14 protein-coding genes and 1 pseudogene are annotated in these 17,705 nt (G+C 49.3%); 6 read left to right on the top strand and 9 right to left on the bottom strand.

Annotated features, from left to right (window positions below; translation table 11 throughout):
- Window positions 1-332 precede the first annotated feature (332 nt).
- On the top strand, window positions 333-1,139 hold the full coding sequence (locus V6N04_RS16080; protein WP_371171211.1) for a M12 family metallopeptidase: 807 nt from the start codon (window positions 333-335) through the stop codon (window positions 1,137-1,139).
- Window positions 1,140-1,291: 152 nt separating this feature from the next.
- Here the strand turns inward: V6N04_RS16080 and V6N04_RS16075 are convergent, their stop codons facing one another.
- From V6N04_RS16075 to V6N04_RS16065, 3 genes are all read right to left on the bottom strand, one after another.
- The gene (locus tag V6N04_RS16075) at window positions 1,292-2,311 is read right to left on the bottom strand and encodes a S1 family peptidase (protein ID WP_371171210.1); all 1,020 of its coding nucleotides are present in this window, start codon (window positions 2,309-2,311) and stop codon (window positions 1,292-1,294) included.
- A 92-nt stretch (window positions 2,312-2,403) separates the two neighbouring features.
- On the bottom strand, window positions 2,404-3,636 hold the full coding sequence (locus V6N04_RS16070) for a S1 family peptidase (protein WP_371171209.1): 1,233 nt from the start codon (window positions 3,634-3,636) through the stop codon (window positions 2,404-2,406).
- On the bottom strand, window positions 3,633-4,424 hold the full coding sequence (locus tag V6N04_RS16065; RefSeq protein ID WP_371171208.1) for a matrixin family metalloprotease: 792 nt from the start codon (window positions 4,422-4,424) through the stop codon (window positions 3,633-3,635). The genes V6N04_RS16070 and V6N04_RS16065 overlap by 4 nt, the downstream gene beginning before the upstream one ends.
- Before the next feature lie 135 nt (window positions 4,425-4,559).
- Between V6N04_RS16065 and V6N04_RS16060 the strand changes: the two genes are divergently transcribed.
- Entirely contained in the window at window positions 4,560-6,044 is a 1,485-nt protein-coding gene (locus tag V6N04_RS16060) for a trypsin-like peptidase domain-containing protein (RefSeq protein ID WP_371171207.1), read from the top strand.
- Between the two features lie 534 nt (window positions 6,045-6,578).
- Here the strand turns inward: V6N04_RS16060 and V6N04_RS16055 are convergent.
- The gene (locus V6N04_RS16055; RefSeq protein ID WP_371171206.1) at window positions 6,579-7,058 is read right to left on the bottom strand and encodes a metallophosphoesterase; all 480 of its coding nucleotides are present in this window, start codon (window positions 7,056-7,058) and stop codon (window positions 6,579-6,581) included.
- A 514-nt stretch (window positions 7,059-7,572) separates the two neighbouring features.
- The gene (locus V6N04_RS16050; protein WP_371171205.1) at window positions 7,573-8,409 is read right to left on the bottom strand and encodes a hypothetical protein; all 837 of its coding nucleotides are present in this window, start codon (window positions 8,407-8,409) and stop codon (window positions 7,573-7,575) included.
- Window positions 8,410-8,592: 183 nt separating this feature from the next.
- Between V6N04_RS16050 and V6N04_RS16045 the strand changes: the two genes are divergently transcribed.
- The 4 genes from V6N04_RS16045 (at window position 8,593) to istB (ending at window position 11,621) form a co-directional block, all read left to right on the top strand.
- Entirely contained in the window at window positions 8,593-8,772 is a 180-nt protein-coding gene (locus V6N04_RS16045) for a helix-turn-helix domain-containing protein (protein WP_247742969.1), read from the top strand.
- Window positions 8,773-8,913: 141 nt separating this feature from the next.
- On the top strand, window positions 8,914-9,150 hold the full coding sequence (locus V6N04_RS16040; RefSeq protein WP_298258252.1) for a helix-turn-helix domain-containing protein: 237 nt from the start codon (window positions 8,914-8,916) through the stop codon (window positions 9,148-9,150).
- A 174-nt stretch (window positions 9,151-9,324) separates the two neighbouring features.
- On the top strand, window positions 9,325-10,878 hold the full coding sequence (gene istA / locus V6N04_RS16035) for an IS21 family transposase (protein WP_371171204.1): 1,554 nt from the start codon (window positions 9,325-9,327) through the stop codon (window positions 10,876-10,878).
- Entirely contained in the window at window positions 10,878-11,621 is a 744-nt protein-coding gene (istB, locus tag V6N04_RS16030; protein ID WP_371171203.1) for an IS21-like element helper ATPase IstB, read from the top strand. Before istA ends, istB begins: the two co-directional genes overlap by 1 nt.
- Before the next feature lie 101 nt (window positions 11,622-11,722).
- Here istB and V6N04_RS16025 read toward each other — a convergent pair.
- From V6N04_RS16025 to V6N04_RS16010, 4 genes and pseudogenes are all read right to left on the bottom strand, one after another.
- Window positions 11,723-12,933: pseudogene (locus tag V6N04_RS16025) on the bottom strand (IS3 family transposase); the annotation flags it as partial.
- Between the two features lie 192 nt (window positions 12,934-13,125).
- On the bottom strand, window positions 13,126-13,752 hold the full coding sequence (locus V6N04_RS16020; protein WP_371171202.1) for a hypothetical protein: 627 nt from the start codon (window positions 13,750-13,752) through the stop codon (window positions 13,126-13,128).
- Window positions 13,753-16,563, bottom strand: a complete 2,811-nt coding sequence (lysS, locus tag V6N04_RS16015; RefSeq protein WP_371171201.1) for a lysine--tRNA ligase — start codon at window positions 16,561-16,563, stop codon at window positions 13,753-13,755.
- Window positions 16,556-17,692, bottom strand: coding sequence for a hypothetical protein (locus tag V6N04_RS16010; RefSeq protein WP_371171200.1), 1,137 nt, complete (start codon window positions 17,690-17,692; stop codon window positions 16,556-16,558). Before V6N04_RS16010 ends, lysS begins: the two co-directional genes overlap by 8 nt.
- Window positions 17,693-17,705 lie beyond the last annotated feature (13 nt).

Here is a 17,705-nt window from a genome sequence, read left to right as displayed (position 1 = left end):
AATGAGCCTACGACCCGGCTGCGGCTCATTTTCTACAGGGTATGATCATAAGACGATTCTTTCACGCTGAAGCAGAACCGACTGGAAGTCGGTGGGTTGGAACCAGGGCGTGGATACTCAAAAAGCTTGATATACTTGACCGAGAAGCTCGCGTTAAAGAACGAGAGCTGGAACACAATATATCCGAATCTCATAAGAACGCTTGGAAATCACCGCTAGTCGTCGCGATCTTTGCCGCAGCCGTCGGGGCGTTGGGGAATGCATTTGTTACCTACTACAGCTCGTACTTGGATCGAACGGCGGCAGCCACAGAGCACAAACGGAGTATCGCATTGGCCGAAAGCGATGCTGAGCATGAACGTATACTAGAGATGATCAAAATTGGTGAACCCGAGCAAGTTCAGCGCAATCTTGAATTTTTGATCGACACCGAATTGGTTCAAGACGTCGAGACAGTCGCAAGCATTAGAAAATACTACGAAAATAGGGACCCGGGAACAGGGCCTGGAGCATCACGTCCACAGCCTGGAGGCCCCGGACGTGTCGACCGAAGACTGCTGTTCGATAACGGAGAGAAACTCACCTACGCTTTTTTGGAGGAGCCGCCAGGTGAATTGGCCGCCGCAGTTGAAACTGCCACAGCCGAGTGGATGCAACATGCGAATGTTGTCTTTGAGTTAACAGACGATGTGTCTGCAGCATTGATCCGCATACAGCCAAGCAACCGCAACACGTCAGTCATTGGACGGCATGCACTAGTCGTACCAAGTGACGAGCCAACAATGCACTTAGTGGCGAGAGAAGACTACGACGAGACAGAGCTAGCGGCTGTGATCCACGAGTTTGGTCATGCGTTGGGGATGGTGCACGAACACCAAAATCCGAGAAGCCAAATTGCATGGGACATCGATCAAGCGTACAGGTACTTCACTCAGCGGTTTGGGTATTCTGCCGAGTGGGTCGATCGCAACCTTCTGGCAAGAAGTGAAGTCTATCCGTGTGTCCGCGACTTCGATCCGAGTTCAATCATGATGTTCAGCATACCGCCTGAAGTAACACTCGACCGCGCAGATCTCGGTGGTGCCACCGAACTGTCGGCATCTGACAAGCGATGTGTTGCCAGCATGTATCCCAAGTAGCGAGTTACAGAACTAAGCATTCTCGGACAAAGCTCACACGTTTCTGTCACAGGCGATAACGACCGTTTTTGATCAAATGCCGTTGGTGAAGAACATCCCCATCGTTCAACTGCAAACAACTATTCGGGTTTAGTGGACGATCCCCAACACAACTACTTCAAAAGTCGTACCCCCGAAATTTCGTAGCTAAGCCAAGAAAGTGTATCAGGAGTTTCCCCTATAGCAACTTTAGCGATGATGTCACCAGACTCGCCAAACGTGCTCGAGTCGCAACGAATATTTACTCCAGAATATTGGATAGATACACCGGAAGGAAGTGAGGTCGGTTCATGATTGCTGCGCCATGCGATATCTCCTGAAATCCAAGTGGAAAGACTACCTTTGGAGCAAATATTCCCGCTTTCGTCAGTGTAGCTCATAGAACCAGCTTTTACATATAGGGTCTCTGCCGAAGTGTTTCGTAGGCGGAAATTAATATCTACTCCTGCACCACCTTCCCGAACATTAATTACACCGAGTGTTACTCCTCCCTTTTCAACATAGGGGAAATCCCATTTGAGTATGCTTCCCTGTCTTTGCGCTTCATCGCACTGCACGTTCAAGCTTTCGAGGATTGGCTTGATGCTTGTAATCGGCGTGACAAAAGTAAGGTTGTCGCTGATGCTGTCAGCGCCTTTGACGATGGCGACAACGTTGCCGCGGTCGTTTAGGACCGGGCCGCCGCTCATAGTTGGGACAAGATCAAGGTCGGTTGGGATAAGACCGGCGCGCATGGCAGCCCCGACAACCTCGCCACGCGGTTGGATAATGCCGCCGAAACGGTCTCCGCCACCGGTGAAGCCCAAAGCTCGCAGCTTTGTGTCGAGTGGGAGATCAGTGCATTCGACATCAAAGACTTGGTCTACGCTGGGGGGAATGGCTCCTGACGGTATCCTCACCGCGCAAGCATCGCGGTTCGCCATTGCGCATTGAATGTCCGTCTCGTCGATTGGCACAGGAAAGGTTGATTTGCTTGAGATCGACCCAATGATCCGCTCGCCTGTCACCAGCGATTCAATGACGTGTTTTGCTGTGAGCACAACTCCCTGGTCGCTCACCAAGAACCCACTGCCCAAGGGCCGCCAGTTGGTCGCTCCGGGGTTCTCGACGTCCTCGGCCCAGAAAAACACCATCGCAGACCGAGGCGTTGACTGTTGGGCGTGCGCTGACAAAGGGAACAAAACACATATCACGCTCAGCGACAGAAATAGCCTTCCAACTCTCATCAGTCTAATTCCCTGATTTTTTCTTTGTAGTGTTCAATTGCAGCATTCAAAACGTTTTCGAGATTCAAAGCTATCCGCTCGAGTTTTTCCATGTGTCGTTCAGCTTCAGCGGGGTGAATCGGGGGGCCAGACAAAATCCTATAGGCTGCAGATCGACTACTATGGCCAAGCGCCAAATCTTGGACAAGGAACACCTTGTATCTATTGCTTTCCAAACTCTCCAAGTTTCGATCTGCGCTACCCACAGCTTGAAGAAGCGCCTCTACCTGTTGACTACCGCTATTTCCCTCCAAAGATGCCGCGAACTCTATTTCAAGCTCTATAGCTCGTTCCAATCTTTGATGAACAACGGAGACACGATGCACTACTGCGTCCCAGCTGGCTTGTGAAGGTTGACGCACATACTCTCGTAGTGCAGGCAGAACTCTGAGATTTTGATGCTTTATCGAAAAATCAATTTCTGCAGCGATCTCTGACAGCTTCTCAAGCTCCTGTTGCAGCCGTAGTCGTCTTTCTGAGTTTGTTTCTGCTCGCTCACACTGAATGTTCAGACCTACGAGAACTGACTTGATGCTTGTAACCGGCGTGACAAAAGTGAGGTTGTCGCTGGTGCTGTCAGCGCCTTTGACGATCGCGACAACGTTGCCGCGGTCGTTTAGGACCGGGCCGCCGCTCATAGTTGGGACAAGATCAAGGTCGGTTGGGATAAGACCGGCGCGCATGGCAGCCCCGACAACCTCGCCACGCGGTTGGATAACGCCTCCGAATTGATCTCCACCACCAACGAAGCCCAGTGCTCTCAATTCCATGCCAGTGTTTAGCAGGCCACATTCGACTGCGAAAATTCGATCAATTGGATTTGGGATAGCTCCAGGTGGCACTCGAACTGCGCAGACGTCACGGTTTGCCATTGCGCATTGAATATCTGTCTCGTCGATAGGTACGGGGAAGGCGGATTTGTCCGAGATTGAAGCTATCACGCGCTCCCCAATCACGATCGTCGCAATCACGTGTTTTGCTGTGAGCACAACTCCCTGGTCGCTGACTAAAAACCCACTGCCCAAGGGCCGCCAGTTGGTCGCTCCGGGGTTTTCCACGTCCTCGGCCCAAAAAAACACCATCGCAGAAGTCGATTGGGTCGTTTGTGCGTAAACCCCTGAGCTTAAGATACTCTGGCAGATCACCAGCAACGATAGCCACCACCTGAACCGTCGCCCAATGATTTCCATCATGCGGAATAAACCCCCCACAAGCAGTTTCGATCTCTTTCCGTTATTACACCCGCACGCGAGAATCTCTTACCATCAACCGTCCAGCGACGAGGAATCGTATACATCATAATGGACTTCTCGTTCAGCTCAGGGTCCCCGATACACTTGGCCGACGAACCCAGTGGCGTCAGGATGTTTCTATAGGTTTGTGCCGTTGTCCAACCGTGCTTATCCCGCATCTCGGAGACCACTACATCTTCGCGGAACTCAATTGCGCCGGGGAATCTGTGCTCATGTCGCAAACCTAGTGCATGACCGAATTCATGCTTGACTGTTGCCGCGCTATTAAAGTTTGCCAAGTTCATGGTTTGGCGGTTTTTTGGAATAGAGTTATTGTCACGCCCGACGTAGGAGTTGTTTCGATTTCCACCTAACTGAATACGAATCTGCGACTCGTTGCGGTCGACGCCAAACCTGAAATCAATAAAGTTACCAAGCTCTCCAGTGAGCCAATCACTTGCTGCATCAATCACTGTTTGCTGTTGTGATGGGTTTCCGTTGAAAAAGTGACATCCAAGCGTAATTTTATCGCCATTTGGCGTTAGGCCATCGACCTTGCGCCACCGCTTGGAAAAAAGAAACGTACCGAAATCTGTAAATTGCAGTGTATCGAGGAGCTCTCGCTGCGAAGGAGAAAAATCCGTAACTTCCAGACTGTCAGGAAAGGTATCTAGTGTCGTGCAGCCAAAATCTTCAGCAGGTGGCTCTAGTGTTTCCGTGTTTGTTTGACCTGCAAGAAGTGACGGCATGCATGCACACCCGATTGACGCTACGCCCTGACGTATCAATTCTCTTTTACTAATATACATAATGGCCCTCAAGGTTGTGTGCTATAATTTCGAGGTTAGCACGAAATGGCCAATGCGAGTATAGGTTGATCACAGATGAGTAATTTTGAAGTAGTTAAGGTGCTGACAAAAATACCTATTCTTTGTCTTGTGGTTGGCTTTTGTCTAGTCGCACCAGCGCACGCCCAACAGTCAACGCCTCGGTCTGCGATGGTGTTTTTCTGGGCCGAGGACGTCGAGAACCCCGGAGCGACCAACTGGCGGCCCTTGGGCAGTGGGTTCTTGGTGAGCGACCAGGGAGTTGTGCTCACAGCAAAACACGTCATTGAATCGCTGGTGACAGGCGAGCGGATCATTGGGTCGATCTCAAGCAAATCAACCTTTCCTGTGCCAATCGACGAGACGGACATTCAATGCGCAATGGCGAACCGCGATGCTTGCGCGGTGAGGATACCGTCAGGAGCCATTCCCCCCAGCGTAGACCAAGTCTTTGATGTCGAATGCACTGATCTCCCACTCGACACAAAGCTGCGAGCTTTGGGCTTCGTTGGTGGTGGAGATCAATTCGGAGGCGTTATCCAACCGCGTGGCGAGGTTGTCGGGGCTGCCATGCGCGCCGGTCTTATCCCAACCGACCTTGATCTTGTCCCAACTATGAGCGGCGGCCCGGTCCTAAACGACCGCGGCAACGTTGTCGCCATCGTCAAAGGCGCTGACAGCACCAGCGACAACCTTACTTTTGTCACGCCGATTACAAGCATCAAGCCAATCCTCGAAAGCTTGAACGTGCAGTGCAAACAGGAGATCGTTCAAAGCGAAGATCAGACACAAGAAAGTGTCGACGAAGAATTAGCAGGGACTAACGACTTCATCGAAAAGTTCGCACCAAACAGGGTAGCGATTGGCCTTCCCAGACTCTTAACTACTGGTCCTCGTTCAAATTGCGCTACAGCTGCCGAGATCGTTTCAGCACAAGAAGCCTATTCATATGTCAGCTCCATAACCAATCAATCCTGCACCAACTATGTAAACGGAACTTACAGACCTTATGACCCGAAACTTGTGACAGGAGAGAGCATAGAGTTTCAGATTTTCGTCGAACGCTCCGGGACAACACCGAATGATGGAAATGGCGACTTTGAAGAGTACTCAGATCAGGGCGAACCTCTCGGGCGACCGTTTGGCATAGGCTTGGATAGTATTCCGAAAAAGGTCAAACTGAGAAACAATCACGTGTACTTCTTTGAGCTAAATAGTCAAGTGAACTTGTATAGAAGCCCAGGAACAAACAAGATATCCATACGGTTCGAAAGAGTCAGGCACGACGTACAGGTCAGAACGTGCACCATGTCTTCTCCTGCTTCTGGAGTAAATTACTCCGGCAACAACCTAAGAACTGTCCCGAACGTAAGTTCAGCTGAGGACTGCGCCGAGATCTGCCATTCCGACGGGCTTTGCAACGCTTGGGGATGGCGAAAACCAGGAGGGCACATCGATGATAACTCATGCTGGATTAAGTCTGCCGCGTCACAGCTGGATGAAAATGTCACAGTCGTTTCAGGTGTAAAAGAATGCTCCTGAGCAAACCCATTACCTGAAGGTTGTGCATCGCACCCAACGGAACTTCTGCAATGAAGTGCGATGAATTCTAGTTCAACGGCAACAACAAAAAACAGCTTCGTCTGCAGTATACTGCTTCGCTGGTTGATACGCACAGTTTTGTCCTGCTGTTGTTCCTACCGAGCGTGAAACGAGAATAAGGCCCACACAAATCGGAACACTATCTGAGCAAACCTCGGCACAACTATTTCGTTCATTGTCATGATCTTCAACTGACATCAGAACAGTCGTCCCATAGTCAAATTCGCGGTTCAAAGCACTGTCCGTCGTCAGAGTTTTTCGGAATGCTTGAGCGGTTTTGTAACGGAGGCTCTGGTTCGGTTTCTGTTTGAGTTTAAGTTCGCATGAGTCCAGATATTGCGCTCGCAGCGAATGTTCGGACTAGAAGCCACGCTAAAGCGTTTGGAGGCCGTGAGATCGGCAGGTTCGGATCGCCTTTTTCAGTGCGACAGTTGCATTCACCTTGAAGCACTCCTGGGACGGCAGAATTGTCAGCTAGTTATCTGTTGGCCTCTGTTCCACATTTTTCCAGTGTTTATTCTCGGGTAGTTGTCCTGCACGCTGAACGATGTCTCCGTAGGTGACCGGCGAAAAATTCCAGACATCGACACCAACATTCACCGAGTTTCGTGTGCCTTGCCAATTGTTGTGGACGTGGCCAAAGAACTGCAAAGCCCCTTTGCGAGCATGATTCCAGGTGATCATTGGGTAGTGACATAGAGTATTCAACTGGTTCTGCGGGCCATCACGCAGCTCGGCGATATGGGAGACGGAGTCCCAGGGAAGCTCAAGCGTTGGGTCAAGGTCATGGTTTCCAATCACGAGGTGTCGTTCAGAACCCGGCAGTTGGGTGAATATCCGTTCGACATAGGCACCATCTTTCGCTTTGGCCCCAAAAGCAAAATCACCCAAAATCCACAGTTGATCTTCGGGCCCAATGACTTTCCACATGTTTTCTAAAAGCGCCGCATCCATCTGCGAGACAGAAACGAATGGGCGCTTGCAAAAACGTATGATGTTTTCATGGCCGAAGTGAGTGTCGGCTGTGTAGCAAATTGTCATGATCTTATCTTTTAGTTCAGTCAGCCTATAAGCCTTCGAAATTCCTCCGGCGTGTAATCCAACGCGAGCAACTTCAACAGGAGCAACTCCAATGGGAGCTGTGTCTCGGTCCTACACAAATTTTCCGTTTCAACCGCCAGATCATATCCGCCACGCTTGTTGACGCTGATTTTCAGCAGGCGCCCATTTAGGAAATCCCAAATAAGTTTTGGTCCAGGATATCTTTGGTCGTCAGGATGACTACCGAAACCAGAGCATTGCGTCATGACAGCAGGCAAGGCGACCAGCAGGCGGTCCCATGCCTGTTGTCTCTCGCGTGAGGTTAGGAGACCGCTATCGGGTCTGAGCTGTGAAGCCGACGCTTTTATCGCGAATACAGGAGCAAACGTCGATTGGATTGATGATTGTTCTGCGGGGTTTCTTGCTGTCACAGTTTGATCTCGCTGGCTGGTGCTGTTTCCTTCAGCGCCTCATTGATCTGCCGGTCCGTTTCATCTCGATTTGCCCGCGTTAAGGCGTAGTCAATCAGGCTGAAACGGATTGTCGTGTTGGCAACGCTATTCTGAACCGTGATCCGAAAAACCAGATCACAAGTCCCAATCCAATCTTCTTCTCTTGGAGATCTGAACTTATATATTGGCGAGCGACCAATCGCCGTTTTGCACGGGGCGCCATCACTCAGGTAATCTGAAGACCCAACACCAGCCGCGCTCGGATTCGGATCGGCTGCTTTCAGGTCACGAACCAAAGTTCCCCCAGCATGGGCATAGATCATCTCAGATTCGTAATTATCGAAGTGCTGCAACGACGGGGTGCCAAAGGCATCCTCGATTTGCTTGAATACCGATCCTGCAGAAGGCCGATCAGTCCCGGTTGCAACAATCACTCGCTCGACCCCAAGGACGCGTCCATCGAGAACACCGGTTGCAAGAGAAACATTGACCTCTTCATAGGGATCGCCGCCCATCCGAACGAATGGTGTTACCCAAGGTGAGACCAATCGCTGTGCATACTCGAGCCGAAACGTTCGCCCGTTTGAACTTTGCACATTCAAAGCGACGACTTCATCTTCCAGATTGCGATCAAAATATTCGGTAAGTGTTTCTGCAGCCTCCAATTTGGCGTTACCGGGGGCTACTCCCAGCACCATATAAGGGTGGCTAGTAACTTGGAGCGTTGGCGACATCGGGGTTAGCGTGTCTTCCGCAAATGCCGAAAATGGTGCGGCGGCCAACAAGAATGGCATAGAGGCCAGTCTGGCCACTCGACACGCCTTGTCAAACATCCCTGATGACTCTGAAATCTGACATCGCATAATTCTCTTCCTCAACAGCTACTGAGCACGAATGTATGTTAAAACAGGTAGATCTAAAACAGGTGATCCTCAATAGAATAATGTGTGAAGAGAACACCCAAAAGCCCACTGCGAGACATCGTCGCCCGCAATATGAGACTGCTTCGTGCGGAACGAGGCTGGTCACAAGAACGGTTGGCTGAAGAAGCTGGTTTGAACCGCACGTACTTGAGTGCAGTCGAACGGTCGGAGCAAAATATTTCGATCGACAATTTGTTCCGTGTGGCTACTGGACTGGGTGTTGAGAGTTGGACATTACTTAAAGATCAATGAATTCAAATAAATACCAGGTAGGCTCACAGCTCTAACGTCAAAGGTAGTTTTAACTTTTAACCTAACAATAACAATAGCTTAGACGTTGACCCGGGGTTCGATTTCCGATTACCCTCAACCAACAAATGTTGGTGATAAAAATTGGAAAACGGCGCAAAGATTTCAAAAAAGGAAGAGATAAAGGCCCGCCTCCGCACAAAGGGTCTTTCGCTTTCAGTTATCGCTCGTCGGTTAAACCTTCAGCCATCCACGGTGTCAGGCGTACTTGGCGGCCATGCTAGGTCGGTCAGGGTAGAAAAAGAGCTGGCAGAAGCTCTGGATACTACCGTCGCCGAGCTTTTCCCAAACAGGATCTACAAATCGGAGGAAAAACAGTGAGCCCATAAAAATGAGAAAGCCTCAAATTTGCCTGGCCGCAAATTCGAGGCTCAGAGGCAATTCACCTCCATACTCTTGGGTGCAGCCTCTCCAAAATCACACAAAATGTCAAGCCGAAGCCGGGTTCGCCGAACCTGTTTTTGTGCTTGGGAAAATCGCTAAATGGAGAGCTTTATGAAAAGCACGACCAGACGGATCGTGGACCTCTTGTGGTGTCCCGATGAAACAAACACATCAATCGCTCGAAAAACTGGAAAGCACCGAGATTCAATTCGCAAATATCGAGCGAACATGCAGGTCTCCGGTTTGAACAAGATGGAGCTGGATGCGCTAGATGACGCCCAGTTGGATCAGTTAATCAAGGGACCTAAACGGGTACGATCACGCTTCTACGAGCCTGATCTGGACCAGGTTCTGATCAATAGAAAAAAGCCTGGTGTCACTCTAAGAATCTTACACGGCCAATATGTTGATGAGGTAAACAACTTCAACGACCCCAACTTGGTGCCCATGAGTGAAAGTCTATTCTATCAAAGGGTTAGAGAGCACAAGAAGACGCGCGGGCCAGAATTTCGCCACGAACATGTCCCTGGTGGCTCTCTGCAGTTCGATTTTTCAGGAAAGAGGCCCACGTACGTTGACAACGGCGGGAAGGTCATTTCGGCAGAGCTCGCAATTGCAGTCTTGCCATTTAGCGGGCTTACATTCGCAATGGCGATTGCAAGTCAGTCTCTGCCACACTGCACTGAGGCTTTCGTGGCGGCATTGGAGTATTTCGGAGGTGTGCCGGATGATGCAGTCTTTGATAACTTCAAAGCAGCGGTAGACAAACCCCGTCGAGGGAGTGTGCCGGCAAGAATCAACCTGAATTTCCAAGCATGTCTGGATCACTACAGTCTTTTCCCAGATCCGACACGAACCTATGCAGCACGCGACAAGGGTATGGTTGAAAAAATGGTTCAGGAAGTTCAGCGGAGCTTTCTTGGCAAGGAACGTTACCTGAATTGCTATTCGCTATCTGATCTGAACGATAAGCTCAAAGAAGCGCTTGATGAAATCAACCATCGCCCCATGTCAAAGCACGCGGGGATGTCCCGATGGCAAATATTCAAAAACCAGGAAGCCGCGTGTTTAGCCCCGTTACCAACCACCAGATATGAATTTGGACGCTGGCAGGTCGGGCTGACTGTCCCTCTCCACTATCATGTATTTGTGGACGGTGTTGGGTACAGTGTCCCCTCTCGTTTCGTTGGAGCTCAGGTCAATATCAAGGCGACTGCGAATTCGGTTGAGATTTTCACAAATGGGTTTCCAATAGCCATTCATCAACGATCAAATGAATTGTCTGGGCGAAAGACCAGCTCAAATCACTTACCTGCTCATCACAAAGCAATGACATCTTATCGTAAGGAAGCGGTACTTCGATTCTCGGAAAGCTTAGGTCCGATTGTCGCGACATTCGTCCAAGAGCATCTGAACCTGCACAGAAATGTCAAAGCAGCCGGCGACATGGTTAAAAAGCTGTCGAGCAAGATTCATCATTACGGCCGGCTGGCAGTAGAAAATGCAATCACAGAAGCCCTCGAGCGTGGTCAGATTAATGCCCTGGCGGTCTATGGTATTCTCGAACGCGGGAGCACTAACTTCCAGGAAGATTTGCCGTCACCTTCAAAGCCGAGCGGTAATATCCGAGGCGCTGAATACTACTCGGACGAGGGAGATCACTGATGCAGCTTCATACAGTACTTGAACTGGCGCGAGAGCTTCGTCTTTCCGGCCTCGCCGAGGCATTGGAACAACAGCAATCAGATACCAGCCATGACGAGCTTTCGTTCACCGAACGTTTAGGGACTCTGATGTTGTCAGAGAAGGAAAAACGCCACAACAACATGCTCGAACGCCTGACCAAAGACGCGCGATTGAAACTGAATGCCGTGCCTGAAGAACTGAATTATTCGGTCGATAGGGGCTTTCAGTCAGCGCAGATGCGTGAGCTTCTTCAGTGCTCGTGGGTAAAACGCGGATGGAACATCCTGATATCTGGTGAAACTGGTACGGGAAAAACCTGGATCGGATGCTGCATCGCAACGGCAGCAATCAGGAACGCGATCAAATCCAAGTATTATAAGGTCGACGACCTTCTATATGAGATGGCTCTGGCGCGAGCAGATGGCAACTACCTAAAGTTCAAAACCAAGCTGGAGAAATACGAGTTGTTGGTGCTCGACGACTTTGGCGTCACACCAATGACGCAGCAGGGTAAATCTGACCTTCTGGCAATTGTCGAAGATCGTGTGCATTCACGATCGACGATCTTCATCGGACAGAGACCGTACAATGATTGGCACGCGTTCATCGACGACCCTATCATCGCAGACGCGGTCCTCGATCGGCTTTCCCACAACCGGTACCACATCAAGCTGAAAGGTCGCTCTAGACGAAAGAAGGAAGCGTCGTTTGATGAGGCCTAGATATCAAACGTAACTTTCGTTTTGGTTCGGCGCTGATTGTTGTTTGCAAACAGCGCCGAACTTCAATTCCAAAGGATGCTGACTGGTTTTGGAATCTGCACGTGATAGCGCTGGTGGTTGTAATGATCGACGAAGGCTTCGATCTGAGCTTCGAGGTCGCCGGGCAGGAAGTAGTTTTCCAGCAAGATGCGGTTCTTCAACGTCTGATGCCAACGTTCAATCTTACCTTGGGTTTGGGGATGATACGGCGCACCGCGCGAGTGCTTCATGCCCTTGCCTTTCAACCATTCCGCCAAATCACCAGAGACATAGCTTGATCCGTTATCACTGAGCAGGCGCGGCTTGTGAGCGACATGAACCTGATCGCAGCCGGATGCCTGCAATGCGAGGTCCAGCGTGTCCGTCACGTCCTCCGCTCGCATGTTGGTGCAGAGCTTCCACGAGACGATGTAGCGACTGTAGTCGTCGAGAACCGTGCTGAGATAGAACCAGCCCCAGCCCAGGACCTTGATATAGCTGAAGTAGGTCTGCCAGAGTTGGTTGATCCCAGTTGTCTTGTCTTTGAACTCGTTCGCCGCCTTGAGCACGATGAAGGCGGGACTGGTGATCAGGTCGTGGGCTTTCAGCACACGATATACTGTGGATTCCGACACAAAATACCTCTCCTGATCGGTGTACGTCACCGCCAACTCGCGGGGCGACAGCTCCGTCTCTTTCAAGGCGAAGTCGACAACCTTACGCTTTACTTCATCAGGCAAACGGTTCCAGACATGCTTTGGCTTAGGCGATTGATCCTGCAATCCAGCCTCACCACGCTGCAGATACCGATCGTACCAGCGATAGAATGTCGTGCGCGGAATGCCCAACTTGGCCAACGTCTGACGCGCTGACAGATGGCTTTCCTCGACCAGCCGGATAATCTCCAACTTTTCTGATGCAGGGTACCTCATTCGTGGTCGCCCCCACCGTCGTACATGCTTTTTTTGAGAAGACGCAGCTCAAGCGTCTGTTCTGCGACGACCTCTTTGAGATCCTTTGCCTCACGGCGCAGTTCCTTCACTTCGTCAGTGTTCGCAGCACGTGCCGTGTCACCCGCAAGCCGCTTCTTCCTAGCCTCCATGAAGTCCTTCGACCATTTGTAATAGATGCCTTGAGAGATGCCTTCACGCCGGCACAGCTCAGCAATGCTGTCCTCGCCGCGCAGGCCATCCAGCACGATCCTGATCTTCTCTTCGGATGAATAGTGCTTGCGCGTTGCACGTTTGATATCTTTGACGATCTTCTCGCCAGGACTCTTCGTTGCCTTTCTCATCGTCCACTCCTCAGTGGTGACGATGAACCAAGAACACTCTCTTATCAAATAACGCTATTTGGACCCATAAGCGCTGACGTCAGACACCCTGTCGCATTCGAACGGAAAGTGGCCTAAACGAGCACTTGGGGCGGCATCAAACCGCGACAGGTCCAGGCAGGTCAAATCGCTCGTGGAGTGCGCCTGAAAAACCTATAAGTTTTTAAAAAGGATATCTTTTTTCTGGTAGTTTATCGCTCTCTTAAACAATCTAGATATCGGTAGCTTTGCAGTTTCTATGTCTAGATCATCTCCGATCATCTCGAACAACTCCATCCGCCACCGCTGGGGTAACAATTCGCACATTACTTCATACTCGTTTAACTTGTCTAGATGACCGATTACTGCTGCCTTGGCTCCGGAAATAATATCCGCCCAGACTATTGCTTCGTATTCGAAATAACTCTCGATAGTATCACGTAGTACGCGAGAAGAGACAAAACTGAGTTTCTCAAACAGCTCAGGTTCAGACATTATCTCACCCGGGTCTTTTATATCCGGCACAAGTTCATACCGTTCGTGAAGATCAAAGTACCATTTATGGAAAACTTCCACTTCAGCTCTGCGTTTGTGTCGAAGGCACACAAAGAAATCAGCATCTTGATTATTAACAGCATAACCTTTCGCAAATCCCCCCATACAGAAACCAAAGCTAAGGTTCTCACCAAAGATAACAGGAACGTCTCTCCTAAACTCATCAAAAACCGCTTGAATGACTTCAAGAGGGAGCAATTTACTAGGTTCGTAGACTCGTGTATCAGGATCATCAGACAACAGCATCTATTTCGCTCGTAAGGCTGGGAACAAAACCACGTCACGTATACTTTTTGAGTTGGTTAAGAGCATTACTAGTCTATCGATACCAATCCCGAGTCCACCCGTAGGCGGCATCCCTAGCTCAATCGCAGCCAAGAAATCCTCGTCAACTTCTCTTGAGATTTCTCCCCTTTTATGGGCAAGATTCATTTGTTCAACTAGGCGAGTTCTCTGCTCAATCGGATCATTCAGTTCAGCAAATGCGTTGGCAATCTCCCAACCATTTACATACGTTTCAAAGCGTTCAGATATTCTCCTGTCACTCTCAGAGGCTTTCGCCAAAGGCGAAATATCTTTTGGGAAGTGCGTAACGTGCGTAGGTTGAATTAGATCAGGCTCAACAAACTCTCCAAACACTGCCTCCAAGCATTCGCCCCAAACTGCCCCCTCTTCAATCTCTACACCCAACTCTCTTGCTTTCGTGGCTGCATCGCTAGCTGATGTTATTGACAAGAAATCCACCCCCGTTGCTGACAGCACGGCCTCCGACATTGGTAACCTTTTAAAGGGACCAGAGAAATCGAGTGTCACATCACCATACGTAAGCGAGGTACTTTCGTGGAGATGAATACAAGCTTGACCAAACACCTCTTCAACCAGTTTCATTAGGTCTTCTACACTCGCATAGGCTGCGTAAGCTTCCATCATGGTAAACTCTGGATTATGGCGAGTTGATACCCCCTCGTTACGGAAAACACGGCCAATTTCGAAAATATTGTCTGAAACCCCCCCAATGAGAGTGCGCTTTAAATGCAGTTCCAGAGCAATTCGCAAATACATGTTTCGATGCACTGCATTAAAGTGAGTTTCGAACGGATCTGCTGTAGCTCCACCATAAATTTCGTGAAGCACGGGAGTTTCCACTTCGAGAAACCCTCGGCTAAACATCAAATTCCTGATGAAGGCGATTATCTTGCTACGGTCCCTAAAGACCGCCCTACTTTCTGCGTTAGCAATGAGGTCTAATGAGCGATCTCTGCGACGCAATTCTATGTCAGTCACGCCATGAAACTTATCAGGCAACGGTCGAAGTGATTTGCTGAGTACCTCAACATACTCTGCATCCACAGTTAGCTCACCTGCGCGCGTCCTGCGAACTTTTCCGCGAACACCAATAAAATCACCGATGTCTAGGAACTCATCAAGATCGAGATACTGTTGAGGAGTATTGTTCTTGTGCGAAAAGACCTGTATTTTTCCTGTGCCGTCCAAAATATCTTTGAACATACCGGAATTCCTGCTGGCCACAATTCTACCAGCTATAGAAACCACATCATCCGTCCTACCATCATTCAGCAAATCTGAGTACTTTTTTTGAAGAGCATCAGCCTTTGCCGTAACCTGATAATTTAAAGGATACGGATTACGTCCGGCTTCGCGCAATCGAGTCAGCTTTTCTATCCTCTGACTTTTCACGCTTCCTGTCTCGGGGCTCTCGCCGCAGTTTTGCATTTTTCGAGCTTCCTCTCTTAGATGTGGCTCAACTAGAAACGTAAAGATCTCTCTTTGAGGTAAGATAGGGGTAGCTAGCGTGGATTGACCACAACACACTGCCGAAGCCTCCACCCCGTACCCCCCATATGGTAAAACTCCGCGTTCTTTAGAATGCAGATCAGTGTTACACAAGATGGTTTCGGTCGGGTGTAAGCTTGGATCGATAGAAAAATCAGGTTTTGGCTTCCCCCAATGCGTGAGATACATTGCCCTTCTCTGGTACAGCGTATTTGAAAAATATCGCTCCAGATCGGAGCTATTGCGAAACCGCCTTAGTTTAACTATCGGTGCGAAGAGTTCTTCGTAGCAAATCGAGTCCTTCTTGCTTGCGTAGATAATTGCAGGAAAAATAGTGTTGGTATCAAAATCTACTTCTCCTCCAAAAATCTGAGGCCTATCATAGCTGCGTAGAAGTCTGGAGACGTATTTCACCTGAGCTGCATCGGTATTTGACCCGATAATGTGTTCAAAACTTTTTTGGGAGCAGTAACCGACCATTATGGATTTGATTTCCTTTTCAAGTAAGTCGGCAAACTCATCAATGATTTCCTCGTACACGAACACGATATTGGGTGCGGCACAATCTTGCCCTTGGTTTAGCAGGCATAAATTGACTACACTCCGCAACGACAATTCAAGCGGCGCGTCTCCCCAAACAATAACCGGATTGTGTCCCGCTCCGCTAACCGTCATCAGGCAATTATTGGGTATTCTGGCCCGAACTTTCTGGGCAGTCTCCCAAGTTCCCGCGAATAACATCGCGTCAGCACACCTAGTATTTGCTAGCCCAGTAAACTCTGAATAAGTGGTGTAGCTGATTTCTAGGTTTGGAAAATACTTGTATACTTGAAGATTTCTAGTGAGATCGTTGATTATCCGTCTCGCCGCTTGAGGGGGCCTCAACAGCGTTCTTTCACTCATCAGGGAAGGGATAACTCCTTGATATACTAAAGAATACAGAGGTTGGTTCCTAGGCAGGATCGAGAACACGTCGCCGACAAGAAATTGGAAGTACTTGCGGTTTTCAGAAATGCTACTAAGCAGATCGAGCGAGCGAAAAATCTCATCGTCGATAGCTGGTCTAGTTGCATAGCCATCATAGTAACTATAGATTGATTCTCGTTTTTCCTCAATTATGTTCGCGAAAGTATTACAGGCATCTCGAACCTCGCCGAAGTCAATGGGTCTGCCGAGTTCTTTGTCATTGCGAGTTTGAGTAATATACTCAACGAACGCTCTGCGCCTCAGATTATTTTGCATAGATGTTGGTGACTCACGCACTTACTTGTGGCCCTAAAACACCAAAGTGACAGAGATCTGTCCGAGTGACTTTCCGACCGTGTGCTCTGAAGTCTGTTCCGCAGAAGGTTGTCCAATCATCTATCAACGCTGCTAATGCAGGGGACTCCACTCCTAGTAGCAACCCAATTTGCTCGAGTGGAACCATAGCCCAGCCAACATCCTCGTATCCAAAAGCTGAAATTCTGTCTGGCGACGGTGCCCATTTTAGGATCTCGTGCTCATTCCTGTATTTGTTGCTTCCGGATAGAGCGGCAACTTCCTCAAACTTACTGGGAAAAACAACCTCATCGTACGCCCCCAATGAGACGAAGCTTTGACCGAATAAGCAGAGTGATATTCGATCACGCTCGGAAGCAATATTGGAAATCCGGCGGCAAATAGCCTGAGTATAGTTGACACTGGAATACAAACGTCCGGGCTGATCATAGTTGCCGTATCTGAGGTTAACAATGTCAGCAACTGCATGCTCAATGCTATGTACGTTTTCCATGCAAAGTCGAAGGAAGGAATCATAGTACTTTAGGGCCGACGCGCGAAGGGAAAAAATGTCACAGAGTAACTGAATCGCCTCATGCTTTAATTCTGATTTGTTGACGGAAAAGGAGAGCTTTGGTTTTACGAAGAATAGTGAGTTGTCCCCTTCTCGATGGTGTTTCTGCGACATTATTGGAACGCCATTGAAGGCAATGGCTAGTCGCGGACCAGCTTCGTATGAATACCTCTTCATAGACTTAACAAGGTTGTAAGTTCCGAGAGATCTGTCAGAGAGATTGATCAAGACCTTTCCATCAATAAACTTACCTAGATGTTCGCCCACCTTTTCGACCAAATAGCTGGGCATCGCATATATGAAAACATCAGCACGTCTAAGATCGTCCTCATTAGCCCAATTAACTTTTCCATTAAAAGTATATGCAGAAAAATCTCCGGTTCCCTTTACCTCGATTCGGTCAAGTCTCGACCGTAATCTCGTTGTTCGAACTGGTGTGCCCGGGACTAAAATACGCGTTGAGAAACGAAAGAATGAAACTTCATAGCCCTTCGCAAGTAGGAAGCCGCCTGTGGCTTCGGCAGCATTGCCTCCCCCACCAATTATTACGATTTTCATTACCACTCCTCTA

Origin of the sequence: Aliiroseovarius conchicola (assembly GCF_041403445.1) — a bacterium.
Taxonomy (GTDB): Bacteria; Pseudomonadota; Alphaproteobacteria; order Rhodobacterales; family Rhodobacteraceae; genus Aliiroseovarius; species Aliiroseovarius conchicola.
This window is presented reverse-complemented; position numbering and strand designations above follow the sequence as displayed.